Source organism: Blautia sp. OM07-19 (assembly GCF_003481595.1).
Lineage (GTDB): Bacteria > Bacillota > Clostridia > Lachnospirales > Lachnospiraceae > Blautia_A > Blautia_A intestinihominis.
The window spans coordinates 152,835-172,228 of the sequence record NZ_QULA01000003.1; the positions used below are offsets into that span (position 1 = coordinate 152,835).

The window sequence follows — 19,394 nt, forward strand, 5'->3', positions numbered from 1 at the left end:
ATCACATGCTTGTCAAAATCTCTCTTGACAGTCCGGCATAAAAAGTGATACTTTACTACTGTAAAATTTCCAATCAAAAAACCAAATGACGAGGTATGAGAAGATGCAGGAATTAAAACCAATCAAAGAAGGTAAAGTACGTGAGATTTATGACAATGGCGACAGCCTGATCATGGTTGCCACCGACCGTATCAGTTGTTTCGATGTGATCCTGAACAATGAAGTCACCAAAAAAGGCACTGTACTGACACAGATGTCCAAATTCTGGTTCGATCTGACAGAGGATATTCTGCCCAACCATATGATTTCTGTCGATGTAAAGGATATGCCGGAATTTTTCCAGCAGGAGAAATACGAAGGCAAATCCATGATGTGCCGTAAGCTCAACATGCTCCCGATCGAGTGTATCGTCCGTGGCTATATCACCGGAAGCGGCTGGGCAAGCTACAAAGAAAACGGCACTGTCTGTGGTATCAAACTTCCGGAAGGTTTAAAGGAATCCGACAAGCTGCCTGAACCGATCTACACACCATCCACCAAGGCTGAGATCGGTGACCACGACGAGAACATCTCCTTCGAGCAGAGCATTGACCACCTGGAGAAATACTTCCCGGGCAGAGGACGCGAGCTTGCAGAAAAACTTCGTGACAATACCATCGCATTATATAAAAAATGTGCAGAATATGCACTGAGCAAGGGAATCATCATCGCAGATACCAAATTCGAATTCGGTCTCGACGAGGACGGAAACATGGTGATCGGTGATGAGATGCTCACTCCTGACAGCTCCCGTTTCTGGCCATTAGAAGGCTATGAACCAGGACATGGACAGCCATCCTTCGACAAACAGTTCGCACGTGACTGGCTGACCTCCCATCCGGGAAATGACTGGACACTTCCGCAGGAGATCGTTGACAAGACTATCGCCAAATATCTCCAGGCATACAAGATGCTGACCGGCAAAGAACTTGCATAATCTATGCCTTATAACTGCCCACCTCTGACAGGCTGGGCAGTTTTTTGCGTTCTTGCTCTTTTATAAAAACTTGCCAAAGCTATGAAAACAGTATATAATATATGCATATTTTTACCATTAAGGTATTTATTCTATCAAAACACCAAAGGAGTGAACATTTAAAGTGGACATACGTGACACTTACCAATTTATCGTACTTGCTGTTTTGCTGGCGCTCTCTGCTTTCTTCTCTTCTATTGAGACAGCATTGATGTCTGTAAACAGGATCCGGCTTCGTACCCTGTCAGATGACGGCAACAAACGAGCAGCTCTTGCCCTGGACATTCTGGAGAACAAGACCCCCAAGATGCTCAGCGCGATCCTGATTGGTAACAACATCGTAAACGTATATGCATCATCGCTTGCAACTACACTTGCATATCACCTGGGAGGCTACATGGTCAGCATTGCAACGCTGGCACTGACAGTTGCGATCCTGGTATTCGGAGAGATCACACCAAAAAACTATGCAACACTTAATTCCGAAAAGCTTACCCTGCGTTATATCACTGTCATTCATTTTCTGATGACTCTCATGACACCCGTGATCTTTGTGATCAATCTGATATCCAGATTTTTCCTGTACATCCTGCATGTAGATCCGGATGCTGTCAACAAAGCCATGACCGAGGAAGAGCTCCGTACCATCGTGGATGTCAGCCACGAGGATGGTGTCATTGAATCCGACGAAAAAAAAATGATCTACAACGTTTTCGATCTCGGAGATGCAGATGCCAAGGACATCATGGTTCCCCGTGTCAATGTAACTTTTGCCAACGTAAACAATACTTACGAAGAACTGATCGATATTTTCCGTACAGACAGATTTACCCGTCTTCCAGTCTATGAGGACACACAGGACAATATCGTTGGTATCATCAATATGAAGGACCTTCTTCTTTATAATCAGGATGATCCTTTTGATATCAGGAACTTTCTCCGTAAGCCACATTTTACCTATGAATACAAGGATATCTCTGATCTTCTCGTGGAAATGAGGGAATCTACTTTTAATATCGCTATCGTTCTTGACGAATACGGCGAGATGACCGGTCTTATCACCCTCGAGGATATCCTTGAGGAGATCGTCGGTGAGATCCACGACGAATACGACGAGAACGAAGACGAACTCATCAAGAAAATTTCCGATCAGGAATATATTGTTGAGGGCTCCATGAGCCTTGACGATGTCAACGATCATCTTCACACGGAATTTACTTCCGAGGATTATGATTCTCTCGGCGGTCTGATCATCGAACATCTCGACCGGCTCCCGGAGGATGGCGATGAAGTTGTCACCGCTGACAATGTCAGACTGGTTGTCGACAAGCTTGACAAGAACCGTATCGAACGGGTTCACGTTTATCTTCCGGAACCAGCTGTTGAGGATACCGATGAATCTGACGAAAACAAAGAATCCTGATATGTAATAAAATAAAGCCCGCTCCGGCGATCATATTTGATCCTGCCGGAAACGGGCTTTTCTTATTGTGTTGTAATTAGGGAGCTGTCAACAGCACGTCTGCTGTTTTTTCTAATCGATCAGATCGTTCTGGAACCGTGACAAATGCTCATACGGAAGGATCAGTCTTCCCCTGTACAGGCCGCATCCGTCATTGATCAGGCTGTTGTTCACTGCTGCAAACATATTGACATCAAGCTTCGAAAGTTCCAGTTTCTGAAGACGCATCCCTCTTTCATACGCCTCATCAAAATAAATGCACTCTCCCTCCGGGATCGCATCTCTCCTTGCTCTCGCCTCGTCCTGTCCTTTCTCATAGCCAAGATGGTTTGCTGGTCCGATCTCAGCCACATCGTCCATGGACTTTGTCCGGAGCTGGACCTCCATAAAACATCTGGAACTGTTATCATACAATGTGATATGTAGTGATCGATAATCCTGCGGCGTTTTTCCTGCAACATAGTCGCGGTAATATGGACGGACCTCATCATTCAGAAACTCTGACGGACTCTCCATGATCCCTCTCGCTGACTCTACCGTAAATCCACGTTCTTCCAGAAAGGCCGGAAGTACATTTGCAATCTCATAGAGATACTTCTCTTCTACTTTTTCTCTGTCCTGCTCGCTCTTGAGATGGCATCTCGGCATGGAGATCACAATACGGTAAGCGATCAGGTCACGAAAACAGGTCAGGCGGTTTTTGATCTCGGAAACGGATGGATAAGTTCCATGTTCCATATGATAATCATAAATATATTCTACAATATAACCGTTGAATTTCTCCTCCGCACGGATCAGCGACTTGATCCTGCCCTTGAACGTAAACGCCAGAAACGGATACTCCCTCGCCATATACTTATAAAATTCCCGAATCTTCTGAGACTGCGCAGTAAGGAAATCATTATGTTCCAGAAGCTCCGTGATCTGCAGCAAAAAATTACAATGCGCCAGATCGATCTCATTCCTGCTCTTCCGCGCATCCCTGCGGAGATCCCCCGAATAATTATGAAGGATCCGCAGAAGCGTATCTCCTGAATATAGGTAATCGTTTAATGTGATCATAGTTTGTGCCCCCTCTGTTTTATCAGCCGTTGGATCTTTTATTGTTATTTTCTCTCAAGCAGCACACAATTCTCGCAATGCTCGGTCGCCGGGAACATGTCTACGGGGATGACGCGGCGGGCTTTGTAGCCGTGTTTGGTGAGGTATTTGAGGTCTCGTGCGAGGGTTGTCGGGTCGCAGGAGACGTAGACGATCTTCTTTGGGTGCAGGGTGATCACGGAAGAGAGGAACTTCTCGTCGCTTCCGCTTCTCGGCGGGTCCATGAAGACAACGTCTGCGCTTTCTCCGGCGTCTGCCATCTGGCGCATGAAAACGCCTGCATCGTTGTTGTAGAAACGGACATTTTTGATTCCGTTGCGTTTCGCATTTGCGATCGCATCACGCACGGCGTCGGAATTCAGTTCCACGCTGATGACTTCTTTTGCCTTGTCGCTGGCGATCAGACCGATGGTTCCGATTCCGCAGTATGCATCGATCACACGTTCTTTACCGGTAAGTCCTGCCAGTTCGATTGCTTTGCTGTACAGTTTCTCTGTCTGTACCGTGTTGACCTGATAGAAAGATTTGGAGGAAATACGGAAAGTCTTTCCGCAAAGTTCATCTTCGATGTAACCTTTTCCATAAAGAACCGTTTCCTTCTCGCCAAGGATCATGCTTGTCTTCTGACCGTTTACATTGAGAACGATCGTCGTGATCTCCGGATGAAGCTTGCGCAGTGCCTTGACGAAGTTGTTCTTGGACGGCAGGATCGGAGAACCGAGTACCAGAACTACCATGATCTGTCCGCTGTGATAGCCGGTACGGATCAGCACATGACGAAACAGACCGTATCCCGTGTCTTCATTATAAGTTTTGATCTTGAAAGATTTCAGCAGCCCGCGGATATCACGGATGATCGCATCTGCTCTCTGATCCTCGATCAGACATTCATCAACCGGCACAATAAAATGCGTTCCCTCCTGATAGATTCCTGAGATCACGGTACCGTCTTTCTTATGACCGAAAACGGCATGAACTTTGTTTCTGTAATGGAACGGATCATCCATTCCTATAATCTTCTCCACCTGACAGTATGGCTTCAGAAGTTTCGCAATCTCTGTCTGTTTTCTCTTTAACTGCTGCTCATACGGCATGTCAAGTAGCTGACATCCACCGCATTTGCCATGCACTGGACAGAGTGATTTCGTGGCCGGCTTCTTTGCTTCTGTTTTCTTTGGTGCAGCTTTCTTCTGTTCTCCCTTTGGAGCAGTATTTTTCTTAAAATCCGTTTTTTTCTTTTCTGTGTATTTTACAGATTCTTTCTTACCTGTCCACTGTTTCTGTTTTCCGGCAGGCTTTGCCTTATAATTTTTCTTATTGTTTTTGAATTTCTTTTCTGATGTCATTTATACTCCTTCTCCGTTGAATTCCGGTATAAAACTTTCTTTTGCTGTCTCACCCTCCTGGATAAAACAATTCGTCACTCCAAGAGAGATCGCATGGTCGAGCAGACGGTCATACTCTCTGTCCGTAACTTTTCTGGATAACTGCGGATCGTCTTTCATCGCCGGCATCGGCGTGTACTGGCTCATCAGGCTGATATAGATCTGGTCACCATAAGTCCCATATAAATATTCCAGTACCTTTTTGGAATTCCGTACATGTCCCGGCAAAAGCAGATGACGCACGATCACACCTTTTTTCATCATTCCCCGCTCGTCAAACTCCAGCATTCCGACCTGACGAACCATTTCTTCCAGTGCTTTCATAGCAACTTCCGGATAATCCTTTGCATGTGAATATTTCCCCGCAAGGTCAGCCTCCAGATATTTAAGATCCGGAAGATAAATATCGACCAGCCCCTCCAGATACCGCAGCATCTCGGCTTTTTCATATCCACTGCTGTTGTACACCACCGGGATCGTAAGCCCCTGCTCTTTCGCAAGGATCAGTGCTTCCCGCACCTGCGGCAGAAAATGTCCCGCCGTCACCAGATTGATATTGTTTGCCTTCTGTGCCTGCAGATCCAGAAAAAGTTCTGCAAGGTACTCCACTGTGATCACCTTACCGCTCTGCCCTTTGGAAATCGTCCGGTTCTGGCAGAACGCACATCCCAGGGAACAGCCGGAAAAAAACACCGCCCCGGAGCCTTCTTTTCCTGAAATACACGGTTCTTCCCACATATGAAGGGCGGCCCGTGCTACCATGATCCCTGCATCCACGCCGCAGAATCCCTTCTGGCCCGCCAGGCGATCCACGCCGCAGTTTCTCGGACAGAGATGGCAGTCCTTCAGCATTGTCTGTAATTCTTCCTGCATAAAATTTCTTCTTTCTTTTTAACTCCCCCTATTCTACCAAAAAAGAACCCAAAATCCAAGTTATTCGTTGACAAATTCTGTTGCTTCCCGTATAATTATCATAAATTTTCAAATATCTTTAAATGCAGTGACGGGAAGCAGTACATGATTTCAGTATGCCCAGAGAGAAGGTGGCTGGTGTGAACCTTCGTGACAGAATTATGGAAGTAGTCCCCGAGCAGTGAACTGAACCATGATCTTATCTGGATCATACAGTAGGCTTCAACGTAGTTTCCACGTTACAGGAAAGCAGTATGATCATGTACTGGCAGAGAGAGAGTATTCTCTGAAATCAGGTGGTACCACGGATTTATCCGTCCTGAGCATATATTATATGCTTGGGACTTTTTTTATGGTATCAGAATCTTTTTTATCAAAGGAGGGGTTTTATTTGAAACAGATTTCAGGAAACAAGCTTTTAGTAAAAGCCTTAAAAGAAGAAGGTGTTGAAACTTTATTCGGATATCCTGGTGCATGCACCATCGATATCAGTGACGAATTATACAGACAGAACGGGATCGACATTATCCTTCCGCGCCATGAACAGGCACTTGTCCATGAAGCAGATGCCTATGCAAGAACTACCGGCAAAGTCGGCGTATGTCTTGTAACCAGCGGTCCTGGTGCTACCAACCTTGTCACCGGACTTGCAACTGCCAACTATGACAGCGTTCCTCTCGTATGTTTTACCGGCCAGGTTGCCAGACATCTGATCGGAAACGACGCTTTCCAGGAAGTTGACATCGTAGGGATCACCCGCAGCATCACCAAATACGGCGTGACCGTCCGCAACCGTGAGGATCTCGGCCGCATCATCAAAGAAGCTTTTTATATCGCAAGAACCGGCCGTCCGGGACCTGTTCTTATCGACCTTCCTAAGGACGTCATGGCAGAACTTGGAAGCGCAGAATATCCTAAGAGTGTAAATATCCGCGGCTACAAACCAAACACCAGCGTTCACATGGGCCAGCTCAAAAAAGCCCTCAAGATGCTTCAGAAAGCCAAGAAGCCTCTGTTCCTCGCAGGCGGCGGTGTAAATATCGCTCACGCAAACGAGATTTTTACCACTGTAGTTGAGAAAACACAGGTTCCAGTCGTTACAACTGTCATGGGACGTGGCGCGATCTCCACAAAGCACCCGTTATTCATCGGAAACCTTGGAATGCATGGTTCCTATGCTGCAAACATGGCAGTCAGCAACTGTGATCTCCTGTTCTCCATCGGAACCCGTTTCAACGACCGTATCACCGGCAAGCTCCACGAGTTTGCACCGAACGCACAGATCGTTCACATTGATATTGATACTGCATCTATTTCCAGAAACATCCACGTAGATGTTCCGATCGTTGCCGATGCCAAAGAAGCGATCACAAAAATGGCTGAATACGTTACCGACTGCGGTACCAAAAAATGGCTTTCCGAAATCGAAGGATGGAAGAACGAACATCCACTTACCATGAAAAATCGCCCGCTTATGGGACCTCTTGATATTTTTGCAGCGATCAACGAACAGTTTGATGACGCGATCATCGTCACCGACGTTGGACAGCACCAGATGCTTACTTCTCAGTTTGTCGATATCACTGAGAAACGTCAGCTCATCATGTCCGGCGGTCTCGGCACCATGGGCTATGGCCTTCCTGGCGCGATCGGTGCACAGATCGGAAATCCGGATACTCCTGTCATCTCCATCTCCGGTGACGGCGGTGTACAGATGAACATTCAGGAACTCGCAACTGCAGTTCTGGAAGAATTACCGATCATCTGCTGCATCTTCAACAACACTTATCTCGGAATGGTACGCCAGTGGCAGAAATTATTCTACGGCAAACGTTACGCAATGACCAACTTAAGAGCCGGTGCCCTCTCCCGCCGTACTGATGGTGAAGAATATCCGGAATACACACCGGATTTCGTCAAACTCGCCGAAAGTTATGGTGCCAAAGGCATCCGCGTCTCCAAACGTGAAGAAATCGCCGCCGCTTTTGAAGAAGCAAAGAAAAATAAGAAAAGACCTACGATCATCGAGTTTCTGATCGATCCGGAGGAAATGGTCTATCCTATGATCAAACCAGGTGGAACACTTGCAGATATGATCATGGATTGTTAGGAGGAATCAGGATATGGATAAAGGAATGAAAACAAGATGGATCTCTCTCTATGTAGAAAACCAGGTAGGTGTACTCTCCAAGATCTCCGGGCTTTTTTCCGGAAAGTCCTATAACCTGGACAGTCTTACCGTTGGAACCACTGAGGATCCTACAATCTCCAGAATGACGATCGCAACTGTCAGCGACGATGAAACATTTGAACAGATCAAAAAGCAGTTAAACCGCATGGTCGAAGTCATCAAAGTCATTGACTTTACAGATATCTTCGTCCGCATGAAAGAGATTCTTTACATCAAAGTCAAGAAATGCTCCGCAGCAGACAAGGTGGAACTTTTCCAGATCGCAGAGACCTTCAAGGCAAGAGTCATCGATTATGGCAAAGACAGCCTTCTTCTTGAGTTTGTCCAGACTGCAACCAAAAACGATGCCGTTGTCAAATTGATCAAAGAAGAATTCAAGTACATCGAAGTCGTTCGCGGCGGAAGTGTCGGAATTGAGTCCATCAGCATGATGGAACGATAAATTAACAGGCAGCACTGATCTTGTCCCCGTCTTTTATGACCGGTTACTGTACAAGATCAAATGCTGCCTGTTTTTTACACTGTTTAACTTTTTTAATATGCCAGTTCCTGCATCAGTTCATGAACGGTCGTCATCTCATGGATCCTTCCGACATTCGCTCCACAGAAGATCAGACCCTTATCAAGATTTCCCTTCACCGCCTCGATCAGTGCTTTTGTGATGCAGTACGGGACTTTGCGCGGGTCACATTTTTCCAGACAATTGTAGCATTTACGGATCGGCTCTCTTCCTGCTTCCAGGTGCCGGATAAATTCATTTCGAAGCGCACGCCCCGGCATTCCCACCGGGCTCTGCACGATCTGGATATCAGATGTCTCCGCCTCAATGTATGCTCTCTTGTATGCCTCAGAAGCATCACACTCCTCTGTTGCCACAAATCTGCTTGCGATCTGCACACCATCTGCGCCAAGTTCCATCACATGATCAATATCTGCCCGGTCAAAAACCCCTCCCGCAACGATCACCGGGATCTTTCTGTCAAATTTCTCTTCGTATTCCTTTTTGCATTCGATGATCCTGCAGATTTCTTCATCAAAATCCAACGCATTTATATCTGCCAGCTGCTCCCTGGAAAATCCAAGATGTCCCCCTGCTTTCGGTCCTTCGATCACAATAAAATCTGCTGTCCTGTCGTATCTGTGTGCCCACATTTTGAGGATCAGATTCGCCGCACGCCTGGAAGAAACGATTGGTGCGATCTTCGTTCCTGATTCTTCACTCACCAGTTTCGGAAGATCCATCGGAAGTCCCGCTCCGCTGATGATCACATCTGCACCTGCTTTCACCGATTCCCGGACATGTTCCTCATAATGCTTCAATGCCACCATGATATTGACCGCAACAAGCCCTCTGCCGCCCGCGATTTCTTTTGCTTTTTTTACATGCTTCTCTATCGCCATACGGTTACATCTCGCCTGATCTTGCTCAAATCCCTCTTCATCATATCCAATCTGTGCCGTCGAGATCACACCAACACCGCCCTCTCGCGCCACTGCTCCGGCGAGCCTGCTCCGGCTGATCCCGACTCCCATGCCGCCCTGGATGATCGGAATCTGCGCCGTCTTTTCTCCAATGCGAAGTTCTTTGAGTGTACTTTTATCTGTATTCATCCTGATTTCTCCCATCTATCATTTGTTTTGATTATCAAACTATTTGATAGTATACTCTTTCGTAATTGTGATGTCAATGTATTGCTGAATCTTTTTCTAGTTTATATAGTTTTTATTACTACTTATGTTTTTATTAAAAATCATTGGACAAATCAGACTCTTTTTACTAAAATAGCTTCATACTATACAGACTGACAAAGAGGAAGTTTTTTATGAACTATCAGGATGGATTTGAATTTGAACACCGCTGCGCGGCATTTCTCAAAACCAAGGGCTATCGCAAAGTAAGCGTTACACCACCAAGCGGCGACCAGGGGATTGATGTGATCGCATACAAATCAGGGGTGAAATACGGCATACAGTGTAAATATTATTCTGCTCCAGTCGGAAACAAGGCGGTACAGGAAGCATACAGCGGGGCTCGCTTCTATGACTGTGACCGTGCTGTGGTCATGACAAACCATACCTTCACAAAAGCTGCAAGAGAACTCGCCGATAAACTGGAAGTAGAATTATGGGAGCATTGTTCACCTGGCAGAGAAACAGGAAAATTCCGCAAACTGATCCATGCTTTTCTGTTTCTTTTTCTTCTGGCAGGAATTGCTGCGGGTGCTTCCATGCAGATTTTTCAGTATCCAAAACCGTCTCTTCTGAACTATCTGGATGTTTTTCTGGCGGTCACTGCCTCCCTTTTGGGTATCTTCGGATGGCGTTTTTTGTCACTGAACCTGCTTTCCGGAGCTTTGTATCTGATCCTGTTTTTCCTGCTTCTGTTTTCCGGGGCAGCAAAGATCCTTCCTTCTGAGGTTCTTCCGGTATTTTTGCTCCCGGCAGTCCTTCTCTCCGGACATGCCATTTTTTTGCAGCGGCAAAAAAGCTCTGACAGCGACGGTCAGGATTCCACTGACCATCAGAGGGCTTTATCAAACCAGAATACCGGCAAAGCCTACACCAGACTTCTCTCTCAGGGGCTTCGCTCCAAAGTGCAGTTTCTGTCCTCTGAGGAAGCCGACTACGGAGAAAAATTTCTTTATCACATAGACGAATGCTCTGCCAAAGATCTTGCTCTCCTCGAAAAAGAAATGAACCGCTCCATGAAAGACCACTACCGCCTTCAGAGAATCAACAATTCTCAGTTTTATCTGCACCGCATCCCCAAAAAGAACAAAAAAAATCAGGACAGTTCCGACTGAAAACTGTCCTGATTTTTTTATTTGTGGTCTTTGCCATTTGTGCCAAAGATCTTTATCATATTTACATTCATGATAAAATAATACATCACGATCAGAAGGCCGCCCGCAAGCACCCAGGCTGCCGGACCTGCCAGACAGACACCCGGATAGCTTCTCTTTGCCCCGGCGATCACCGCTACAACGCCTCGTCCGATCAGCTCTGCGACACCCGCCATCATCGGAAGGAGTCCATAGCCAAGTCCCTGAATACCATTTCGGTAAATATTTACCACTGCCAGCGGAATAAAGAAAATCCCGATACATTTCAGATAAATATCTACGGAATTCATAATGATATCAACATCTTCTGATACAAAAAGATAGGTCATATATTTGCCGACAGTCATGATAAATCCTGCTGCCACGAAGGAATATACAACACCAATAACCGTACATGCCTTGAATCCTTCACGGATACGCTTCACAGAACCGGCGCCCATATTCTGGGCTGCATAAGTTGCCATCGTCGTTCCCATTGCCACATATGCCTGTGTTACCACCTGCTCGATCTTGCCTGCTGCCGTGTACGCTGCAACCAGTGTTGATCCGAGGATATTTAAGGAAGACTGCACCATCATGGTACCGATCGCTGTGATCGAATACTGCAGTGCCATCGGAACTCCGATCCGAAGCTGGTTTTTGTAGATCGTACTTCCAACATCCAGATCTTCACGCTTCAAATGAAGAATCGGAATCTTCGCAATGATATAAAACAGGCAGAGGATTCCGGAAACGCCCTGTGCAATAACCGTCGCAACTGCGGCTCCCTTCGCGCCCATCCCGAATCCTACGATAAACACAAGATCCAGGACAATGTTCAAAAGTGCGCTTATAATAAGAAATACAAGCGGAAGCTTACTGTTTCCAAGCGCCCTGAGGATACTGGACAGAAGATTATAAAGCATCTGTGCCAGGATTCCGCCGCTGACGATCATTATGTACGAATATGCGTCCGCAAAAATATCCGATGGCGTATTCATAAGGATCAGAAGCGGTTTCATAAATGCCATAAACAGTATCGTCAGAAGTGCTCCGACTACAAAAGAAAGAATCCCTGCTCCCGCTACTGTCTTTCGCATGCCCTTCATATCACCGGCTCCGAATTTCTGCGCCGTGAGGACAGTAAAACCAGCCGTCATTCCCACGACAAAACCATAGATCAGAAACATGATCGTTCCCGTGCTGCCGACCGCCGCCAGAGCCTTGTTTCCGACAAACTTACCAACGATCACAGCATCTGCCATATTGTAAAACTGCTGAAATACATTACCGATAAAAATCGGCAGGGTAAAGCTCAAAATAATCTTCATCGGATTTCCGACAGTCATATCATTCTGTGCTGATTTCATCTCTACACTCCTTATTTTTTCTTTAATCGAATGCATATTATATACTGCTTTTTGGTATTCGTAAACCCGTTTTTTTGATTATTTTTGAAAATATTTCTGTCTGTTTTTCGTCAGTTTTACTCTTCGCTTCGCATCTCTGCCTGGATCTCATCTTCGCAGGTCGCCATCGCCTCAAGAGTCATGGTCAGAAGCTTCGGAAGTTCCCATCCAAGCTGCTCTGCCCCGCGCTCGATGACCTCTCTGGAACATCCTGCCGCAAAACCTTTGCTCTTGTATTTTTTCTTGAAGGATTTAAATTCCATGTCCTTTGTACTCTTGGACGGACGCATCAGAGCGACTGCCCAGATCAGCCCTGTAAGCTCATCTGCCGCGAAGAGGACTTTTTCCATTTCGTGCTCTGGTTTTACATCGATCGTTGCCCCGCATCCAACAGTGATCCCATAAAAATTCCTCCTGCTACACATTTTAATTTCTATTAATATACTACTTTACTATGTTGAAGTCAATTTTGTGTTTTCCTGTTTACAGGATTGTTTCTGTCCTGTTATAATAGAAATAAAACATCTGTGGAATTTCGTATCATCTTCCCCTTTTGTAAAACTGAAATGAGGTATTTTCATGAGCAAGCCCAGACATGCAGACAAAGATTCTGCTCCCACATCTTCTGGTTCAAAGCAGATCCATCATCTGTCCAATTATATCTTTTTATTTCTGCTGGCTGTATTTCTTATCGCAGTTTATACTTTTCTACTGCAAAAAAGCTACAGTACCAGCACTCTGGAGGCAAACGTTGACCAGAATATCACTTGTTCCGATGCCATCCACAAACTTGTTTCCAACACTTTTACCAGGGACGACTTTACGGACATCAACACGGTTGATGATATGTCCTCTGAGCGGTATCAGACACTTCAAACTACTTTGAACCAGATCCGAAGCCTGAATTCCACCCGATATCTCTACACTGCCAAAAGCAACTCTGAGGGAAAACTGATCTATCTGGTCGATGGCCTCGATCTTGATACCTCTGATTTTGCTTATCCGGGAACCTACATAAAGGATGAAATGATTCCCTACATTAATTCTACACTGTCAGGCAAAACCATTTATTCGCAGGAGACCATTGACACCACATGGGGACATATCTTCACAGCATGCTATCCCGTCAAGGCAACCGATGGCTCCAACGAGATCATCGGCGCACTCTGCATCGAAATGGACATGGAATCTGCCTATACTTTTCTGAGCAAAAGCAGCCGGAATTCTCTCCAGATCGCAATCGCCGCAGCCATCATTGCACTGCTTCTGCTTGTCTGTGTTTATCACATTCTGCAGAACCAGAGGGCGAAGGACAGGGAACAGCAGATGCTCCTCAGGAAATCTGCCGCTGCCGCCGAAGCTGCAAACAAGGCAAAGTCCGCATTCCTCTTTAATATGTCACACGACATCCGGACTCCTATGAATGCGATCATCGGCTACGCAGGGCTTTCCCGGAATCATCTGCATGAACCAGACAAATTAAGCGAGTATCTTTCCAACATCCGCACCTGCGGACAAAAAATGCTCTCCATCATTGACAACATCCTGGAGATTGCCCGGATTGAAAACAACCAGATCGTTCTCGAAGAAAGCATCTGCAACATTGAAGAAAGTTTTGACTCCTGCATCGTCATGTTCAATACGGCAGTTCAGGAAAAGCACCAGACTATTACCGTACATAAGCAGGTTGCAAATCCTTATGTCTATATTGACAGTTCCCATCTGTCCGAGATTGTACTCAATGTTATCAGCAATGCCATCAAATACACCGGGCAGAATGGAAAAATCGACTGCTGTCTTACTCAGAAGCCGCATGAAGATGCCGACTGGTGTTACATGGAAATCTCTATTGCTGACAATGGTATCGGTATGTCCGAGGAATTCCAGGCACATATTTTTGAATCCTTTTCACGTGAACGTTCTTCTACCATAAGCGGTATCGAAGGCACCGGTCTTGGCATGGGTATCGTAAAAAATCTGGTAGACCTGATGCATGGAACGATCGAGATCCAGAGCAGTCCGGGAAAAGGCTCCACTTTTACGATCTGTATTCCATGCCGCACTGCACGCAAAGAAGAGGCTGAGCCAAGGAAATCCTCATCCGACCGCCCACAGAAAACTCTTGCAGGAAAAAGGATCCTTCTTGCTGAGGATAATGATCTGAATGCTGAGATCGCCATCGAACTTCTCAGTGAAGAAGGTCTGCTTGTCGACCGTGTCAGCAACGGCGTTGCCTGTGTGGAAAAACTTGAGAAAGCAGCACCTGATTTTTATGATCTGATCCTCATGGATATTCAGATGCCCGTCATGAACGGATATGACGCCACCCGCAAGATCCGACAGTTAGAGGATCCATTCCGTTCCAGCATTCCGATCATCGCCATGACTGCCAATGCTTTTGCCGAAGACCGTCAGAAAGCGCTCTTTGTCGGAATGAACGACCATGTCGCCAAACCTGTTGATATGAATGTCCTGATTCCTGTATTGGAAAAACATATACGAACCAAAAAAGAAAATTAAGTCAGAAATCCCCATCCGGTCAGTATCAGGCTGACATTGGATGGGGATTTTGTTTGCTTTTTTATTTAAACTCACTAATCTGTGACCAGGCTTCTTTGAGCCGGTCCAGGGAATAGCCTGCATTGGCAGGGCTGGTTGACGGAAGCTTATGTGCCTCGATGCCATTTACCGGGTAAATATATTTACAGTACAGCTCGTACGCCTTGCCGCCATTCGTATAGATTGCCTGGATGTCAGCAGTGTCCAGTATTTCGGACAGATCATTTGGGACCACATCGCGGATGCTCGCATCGGAAGAGCCCTCGATCTCACAGCTCTGGATCACATCCCACATGGCAATATGATACTCAAGGAGCATTGCTTTCTTTTCTTCTATCGTCTGCGGCACCTCACATCCCAGAATCCCTGCAAGCACTTTCCAGAACCGGTTCTGCTTATGTCCGTAAAAAAACTTCTGCTCCCTGGACTTCACTGACGGAAAACTCCCAAGTATCAATATCCGTGAGTGTTCGTCGTATACAGGGTCTATTGTATGTTCCATAATTTCTTTATCCTCTTTTCTTCCGTTTCACCTTCCACGGCCTGTTCTTACCGTGCCATCCATGTTCTTCCCAGTAGCCATAATCCGGCTCGAACTTCCAGAATGCTTTGTGCATCCAGCGTATCATCGAAAACCACATGCGGGTCTTGAGTGTTGGTTTGAATGGGGCATGATTTTTTCGGATCTTTGCTGCCATCCGGTCGGTCTCCTGGTGGATCTTCTTCTGGATATCTTCCGGGATCTCGGATGGCTTCGCTGCCCTGACAGCAAATCCCATGCGGTAGATCCGCGGATAGCCCCAGAAAAACATACTGTGGTAAAGATCCTTCGTCGTGCTCGCCATGCCACCGCCGGCAGCTGTCGCAATCGCCACGCCCTGCTTCTGGAAGGCACGTGCATCCGGCCGGTGCACCATCCATCTCGTACCAAAATGATCCAGAAAGGCCATCATCTGCCCGGTCGCATGATACACATATACCGGGCTTGCCAGAATTACTACATCCGCCTCATCCATCGCATCCATAAGAGGCTTGAGCTTCTTATAATGCGGGCAATGTGTCAGGTCCTTGTTAAAACACGTCCAGCATCCGAGACATGGTTCATCAAAATCACGCGGCAGGAAAAATTCCGTCACCTCCCCGCCGATCTTTTCCGCAAGTTCATGCGCAATCATATACGTATTCCCCTTATGGTTCTGACCATGTATAACTGTAATTTTCACAGTATCGTTTCCTTTCCTGTTATATCTCTTCTATCTACTTTATGCATCCCTGCGCTTACAATACTCCATGATCTTCCTCATCAGCAGCTTTGCATCGAGGGGCTTGGCGATATGTTCATTCATTCCTGCTTCCCTGGTCTGCTGACGGTCCTCGTTAAAAGATTATACTCTGCTACTTTTCTCTCTACCGTTTTTTCATACAGTGATATCTGGCGGTTCAAAAAAGCATATGCCGATTTCAGCAGTCTGTATTCCTTTTCTCCATGTTCCATATCTATATCCCCGTGCTTCTTTTATTTTTGTATTTTATTTCCCGTCAATCTCCAGCATCAGATATTCTGATCTGCATCCTGTTTTGAACTTGATCGCCCAGTCTGAGATTCCTGACGTTACGATAAAGTTTGTACTGCCTCTTTTTTCGTATCCGTAAACCCGGTCATCCGGGGCCAGATCTGTGTGGTTCTCGATCGTCATAAGCGGAAAAAGCTGTCCGCCGTGAGTATGCCCGTAAAGCACCAGATCAACGCCCGCCTCTGCCTGTGCCTCATAATCCTGTGGCTGATGATCCAGAACGATAGAAAACTTGTCCGGATCCAGATCAGCTGTCAGTTCTTCCTTCGTCTCACGGCCTCCTGCATAATCCTCAGACTTGTCCTGTCTTCCTTCGTCGTATCATCATCCACAAAATCGCCAACGATCAGTACAACATCCGGATTCTGTGCTTCAATGGTCTTCATATGTTCCGCAAAACCTTCTCCATGAAATGTCGTTCCTGTATGTGAATCGGAAAAAACTGCCACCTTAAGATTCCTGACTTCTTTATCTGTCTGTATCTCATACTTCTTCTCCCACACATGATGTGCCTAATATCAGCCTGCTGCAAGATAACATACAGTAAAAACGATCGCCACGATCCCGGCATAATATTTTGCAAATGTCTTTTTGCGTATCTTTGTGATCAGGGCAAAAATCGCTTCGCTGACCATCCAGAATACGATCAGATGCAGAATACACACAATAGCATTCATAGAACCCCATGCCATCCAGATAACTGCGGTATAAACTACAGCAATCAGAAGTCCTGTCAGTGTGCTGAATCCTTTTTTGCCTTTTGTTATTTTTCTGATAAATGCAAATTTCCCAATCCTGTTCGCAAGATACAAAATCCCTGCAAAAGACAAAACTGCCAGGACGATCATCAAAATAAGCCACATATTCATAATCCTTATTGCCCTCTTTCTTCCTGTGTTATTTCCCATTGTACAGGAAAAAAGCTGCTCTGCCTACTATCAGTATTATCTCAGGGCTTTCATTTTTTACACTTTTGTAATGTAACGGGCCGCCACGAAACCATAATATTTGTTCACGATCCGAACATAATACCAGGCTGTGCCGTCGTCGGCTTTGATCGTATTGCACACGTCAACAAGATTGTGCTGTGCAAGAAGCGGATACTTCTTGATCCTTGGATACTCTGTACCTGCCCAGGAGCGCACATTGAGTTCTGCTGTATTCACCATTCCCACCCACTTTGGAGTCTTGTCAAGATGGATTGCTGTTTCTGTGGATCTCTGGTCGGAGGCAGTGCTATAATCAATCCATACATACCCGTCAATCGCCGGATCTGTACGTTTGTATTTTTTATTGCGGCATGACCCGCCATTGGCTACAACGCCTGGTGTACTGGATGTATTTCCCTCGTTTGTATAAATATAAATGTCATCATATTTCGTAACGGATCCAATATGTGCCCCATTTCGGAACACGACCAGCGCACCCTTCTTCGGCGTACTATGCCAGGTTCCTTTTTGTTTCGCATGCCGCGTCACACTCCGACAGTTATAAAAACCACCGCCCATGATCTGCAGTGCCCTCGCCAGGCCAAATATTTTGACCAGTTTCCAGAACTGATAAACTGCACACCACGGCCGCCCCTGGCATCCAGGCTGTCCCCAGTTATTGACATCACGGGCAAATTTCGTATAGTTTTTGCTGCCGGCATTTCTGGTAAAATCATCCAGATATGCATTGCTCTTTTTTTCCAGATACGGTTTCTTACCGCCATAGTTGGCATAATAATTTCCAAGTTTTATGTGTTTCTCCAACTTATTTCCTGTAGTTTTTTTCTTCTCTTCTGCTTTTTCTTTATAATCTTTGTAAAACAGATCCATATCCACGTTTCCGCTGATCCCGGCAACTTTTCCCTTGCTGGAATACTGCCAGCCGATTCCCTGCTCCGGCTTAAGGCGTGTCTGCACAGTTCCATCATCATTTGCCGGGTATCTGGCAAGCCACAAGTCATAGGATTTCAATTTTGTACTCAGAACATTCTGATACCAGTCTACATTACAATAAATTCCGACCCTGTATCCTGCTTTTTTGATATGATCCAGAAAAACCACCGCAATCTTCTCGACTGCCTCTTTTCCAAGTTTTCTCTGTTTCTCCCATTCCAGATCATAGAATACCGGAAGATCCAGTTCGCGCCCGTCAAGGACTGCGAGTGTTTCTTCTGCTTCTTTTAATGCCTGCGCTTCTGTCAGAGCATAACTGTATTTGTATCCACCCACAGCAATCTTATTCGCCCTGCATCCCTTATAATTATGTTCAAAACTTGTATCTGGTCCGTTTTTCTGATGGATTCGAAGAATTGCAAAATTTATGCCCGCCTTCTTTACTTTCGCCCAGTCGGGCTTCCCCTGATAACTTGATACATCAATGCTTTTGATTTCCATAGCCGCGTCTCCTTATGGCAAAAGCTTCTCTCTATATCCATATTCCATTTGTCTCCAAACTGTGATTTTACTGGTCTTCTCAGACTGTTTCATTTATTTCGCTGTATTTTTCTCATATGCGGCACTTCTGCATAATATATAAGCAACTACAAATTTTATGCAGGGAATTTTGTTATGAACTGTCCAAATAATAAATCCAGAAATTGTTGTAATAACTGCAGCGGATCCTGTGGCACTTACGTAACGATCCAGGGTCCTCCCGGACCTATGGGACCAGAAGGACCTCGTGGAGAGCAGGGTTCAAGAGGAGAACAGGGACCTGCCAGACCTCGTGGCATGAAAGGCGATACCGGATGTCCTGGGCCTGTGGGACCTCGTGGTTCGGTTGGGCCTATCAGGTGTATCGCATTGATACCACCAATGTGGCGAACATTGAGCTTGTGCCGAATATCACCTATGTTTCGTCAACCGTGTGGACCTATATCGTAGATGATGACATCGTAATCAATGGTTGGTATTTCGATCGAGTAGGAGACGGCTTTTGCCGCCGACCTCTCACACCACCGGACATGCGGTTCCG

General features: G+C 46.0%; 18 protein-coding genes, 1 pseudogene and 1 other annotated feature. Of the genes and pseudogenes, 6 read left to right on the forward strand and 13 right to left on the reverse strand.

The window, feature by feature from the left end:
- Positions 1-103: 103 nt before the first annotated feature.
- Together DXC01_RS04260 and DXC01_RS04265 are read left to right on the forward strand one after the other, a co-directional pair.
- Positions 104-976, forward strand: a complete 873-nt coding sequence (locus DXC01_RS04260; RefSeq protein WP_022215580.1) for a phosphoribosylaminoimidazolesuccinocarboxamide synthase — start codon at positions 104-106, stop codon at positions 974-976.
- 163 nt (positions 977-1,139) lie between these two features.
- Positions 1,140-2,438: an HlyC/CorC family transporter gene (locus DXC01_RS04265; RefSeq protein ID WP_118698343.1), complete on the forward strand. Its 1,299-nt coding sequence runs from the start codon at positions 1,140-1,142 to the stop codon at positions 2,436-2,438.
- Between the two features lie 111 nt (positions 2,439-2,549).
- On the opposite strand, the gene DXC01_RS04270 is transcribed toward DXC01_RS04265, so the two are convergent.
- The 3 genes from DXC01_RS04270 to DXC01_RS04280 are packed head-to-tail and all read right to left on the reverse strand — an operon-like array spanning position 2,550 to position 5,836.
- Positions 2,550-3,539 (reverse strand): guanosine polyphosphate pyrophosphohydrolase/synthetase, encoded by a 990-nt coding sequence (locus DXC01_RS04270; RefSeq protein WP_022215578.1) that lies wholly within the window; start codon positions 3,537-3,539, stop codon positions 2,550-2,552.
- 44 nt (positions 3,540-3,583) lie between these two features.
- Entirely contained in the window at positions 3,584-4,924 is a 1,341-nt protein-coding gene (gene rlmD / locus DXC01_RS04275) for a 23S rRNA (uracil(1939)-C(5))-methyltransferase RlmD (protein ID WP_118698344.1), read from the reverse strand.
- On the reverse strand, positions 4,925-5,836 hold the full coding sequence (locus DXC01_RS04280; RefSeq protein WP_118698345.1) for a radical SAM protein: 912 nt from the start codon (positions 5,834-5,836) through the stop codon (positions 4,925-4,927).
- Between the two features lie 118 nt (positions 5,837-5,954).
- Positions 5,955-6,200, forward strand: a binding site (T-box leader).
- A gap of 66 nt (positions 6,201-6,266) precedes the next feature.
- Between DXC01_RS04280 and ilvB the strand changes: the two genes are divergently transcribed.
- Together ilvB and ilvN are read left to right on the forward strand one after the other, a co-directional pair.
- The gene (gene ilvB, locus DXC01_RS04285) at positions 6,267-7,985 is read left to right on the forward strand and encodes a biosynthetic-type acetolactate synthase large subunit (protein WP_022215575.1); all 1,719 of its coding nucleotides are present in this window, start codon (positions 6,267-6,269) and stop codon (positions 7,983-7,985) included.
- A gap of 13 nt (positions 7,986-7,998) precedes the next feature.
- Complete coding sequence (ilvN, locus tag DXC01_RS04290; protein ID WP_022215574.1) at positions 7,999-8,508, forward strand: acetolactate synthase small subunit; 510 nt, start codon at positions 7,999-8,001, stop codon at positions 8,506-8,508.
- A 92-nt stretch (positions 8,509-8,600) separates the two neighbouring features.
- Here the strand turns inward: ilvN and DXC01_RS04295 are convergent, their stop codons facing one another.
- On the reverse strand, positions 8,601-9,677 hold the full coding sequence (locus DXC01_RS04295) for an NAD(P)H-dependent flavin oxidoreductase (protein ID WP_118698346.1): 1,077 nt from the start codon (positions 9,675-9,677) through the stop codon (positions 8,601-8,603).
- Positions 9,678-9,889: 212 nt separating this feature from the next.
- Here DXC01_RS04295 and DXC01_RS04300 point away from each other — a divergent pair, with 212 nt between their 5' ends.
- Positions 9,890-10,870 carry a restriction endonuclease gene (locus tag DXC01_RS04300; RefSeq protein ID WP_118698347.1) on the forward strand — a complete coding sequence of 327 codons (981 nt, stop codon included), beginning with the start codon at positions 9,890-9,892 and terminating at the stop codon, positions 10,868-10,870.
- A 17-nt stretch (positions 10,871-10,887) separates the two neighbouring features.
- Here DXC01_RS04300 and DXC01_RS04305 read toward each other — a convergent pair whose 3' ends face one another.
- Positions 10,888-12,258, reverse strand: a complete 1,371-nt coding sequence (locus DXC01_RS04305; protein WP_118698348.1) for an MATE family efflux transporter — start codon at positions 12,256-12,258, stop codon at positions 10,888-10,890.
- A gap of 116 nt (positions 12,259-12,374) precedes the next feature.
- Positions 12,375-12,701, reverse strand: a pseudogene (locus DXC01_RS04310) (hydrolase); the annotation flags it as partial.
- Between the two features lie 175 nt (positions 12,702-12,876).
- Here DXC01_RS04310 and DXC01_RS04315 point away from each other — a divergent pair.
- Positions 12,877-14,817 carry a hybrid sensor histidine kinase/response regulator gene (locus tag DXC01_RS04315; protein WP_118698349.1) on the forward strand — a complete coding sequence of 647 codons (1,941 nt, stop codon included), beginning with the start codon at positions 12,877-12,879 and terminating at the stop codon, positions 14,815-14,817.
- A 61-nt stretch (positions 14,818-14,878) separates the two neighbouring features.
- On the opposite strand, the gene DXC01_RS04320 is transcribed toward DXC01_RS04315, so the two are convergent.
- The 7 genes from DXC01_RS04320 to DXC01_RS04345 form a co-directional block, all read right to left on the reverse strand.
- Positions 14,879-15,358, reverse strand: a complete 480-nt coding sequence (locus tag DXC01_RS04320; RefSeq protein WP_118698350.1) for a DNA-deoxyinosine glycosylase — start codon at positions 15,356-15,358, stop codon at positions 14,879-14,881.
- A gap of 7 nt (positions 15,359-15,365) precedes the next feature.
- Positions 15,366-16,079: a flavodoxin family protein gene (locus tag DXC01_RS04325; protein WP_118251325.1), complete on the reverse strand. Its 714-nt coding sequence runs from the start codon at positions 16,077-16,079 to the stop codon at positions 15,366-15,368.
- Positions 16,080-16,198: 119 nt separating this feature from the next.
- Positions 16,199-16,351: a hypothetical protein gene (locus tag DXC01_RS20085; protein WP_022215567.1), complete on the reverse strand. Its 153-nt coding sequence runs from the start codon at positions 16,349-16,351 to the stop codon at positions 16,199-16,201.
- Between the two features lie 34 nt (positions 16,352-16,385).
- Positions 16,386-16,595, reverse strand: coding sequence for a hypothetical protein (locus DXC01_RS04330; protein WP_118698351.1), 210 nt, complete (start codon positions 16,593-16,595; stop codon positions 16,386-16,388).
- A gap of 89 nt (positions 16,596-16,684) precedes the next feature.
- Positions 16,685-16,879 carry a metallophosphoesterase gene (locus DXC01_RS04335; protein WP_158583616.1) on the reverse strand — a complete coding sequence of 65 codons (195 nt, stop codon included), beginning with the start codon at positions 16,877-16,879 and terminating at the stop codon, positions 16,685-16,687.
- Positions 16,880-16,948: 69 nt separating this feature from the next.
- The gene (locus DXC01_RS04340) at positions 16,949-17,299 is read right to left on the reverse strand and encodes a hypothetical protein (protein WP_118698353.1); all 351 of its coding nucleotides are present in this window, start codon (positions 17,297-17,299) and stop codon (positions 16,949-16,951) included.
- A gap of 96 nt (positions 17,300-17,395) precedes the next feature.
- The gene (locus DXC01_RS04345; RefSeq protein ID WP_118698354.1) at positions 17,396-18,814 is read right to left on the reverse strand and encodes a GH25 family lysozyme; all 1,419 of its coding nucleotides are present in this window, start codon (positions 18,812-18,814) and stop codon (positions 17,396-17,398) included.
- Positions 18,815-19,394: the final 580 nt, after the last annotated feature.

Bases quoted from the DNA above. Each gene is read 5' to 3' on its own strand.
- DXC01_RS04270 (WP_022215578.1), bottom strand. From the start codon at position 3,539: ATGATCACATTAAACGATTACCTATATTCAGGAGATACGCTTCTGCGG.
- DXC01_RS04260 (WP_022215580.1), top strand. From the start codon at position 104: ATGCAGGAATTAAAACCAATCAAAGAAGGTAAAGTACGTGAGATTTAT.
- DXC01_RS04340 (WP_118698353.1), bottom strand. From the start codon at position 17,299: ATGAATATGTGGCTTATTTTGATGATCGTCCTGGCAGTTTTGTCTTTT.
- ilvN (WP_022215574.1), top strand. From the start codon at position 7,999: ATGGATAAAGGAATGAAAACAAGATGGATCTCTCTCTATGTAGAAAAC.
- DXC01_RS04295 (WP_118698346.1), bottom strand. From the start codon at position 9,677: ATGAATACAGATAAAAGTACACTCAAAGAACTTCGCATTGGAGAAAAG.
- DXC01_RS04345 (WP_118698354.1), bottom strand. From the start codon at position 18,814: ATGGAAATCAAAAGCATTGATGTATCAAGTTATCAGGGGAAGCCCGAC.
- DXC01_RS04320 (WP_118698350.1), bottom strand. From the start codon at position 15,358: ATGGAACATACAATAGACCCTGTATACGACGAACACTCACGGATATTG.
- DXC01_RS04315 (WP_118698349.1), top strand. From the start codon at position 12,877: ATGAGCAAGCCCAGACATGCAGACAAAGATTCTGCTCCCACATCTTCT.
- DXC01_RS04305 (WP_118698348.1), bottom strand. From the start codon at position 12,258: ATGAAATCAGCACAGAATGATATGACTGTCGGAAATCCGATGAAGATT.
- DXC01_RS20085 (WP_022215567.1), bottom strand. From the start codon at position 16,351: ATGGAACATGGAGAAAAGGAATACAGACTGCTGAAATCGGCATATGCT.
- rlmD (WP_118698344.1), bottom strand. From the start codon at position 4,924: ATGACATCAGAAAAGAAATTCAAAAACAATAAGAAAAATTATAAGGCA.
- DXC01_RS04300 (WP_118698347.1), top strand. From the start codon at position 9,890: ATGAACTATCAGGATGGATTTGAATTTGAACACCGCTGCGCGGCATTT.
- DXC01_RS04280 (WP_118698345.1), bottom strand. From the start codon at position 5,836: ATGCAGGAAGAATTACAGACAATGCTGAAGGACTGCCATCTCTGTCCG.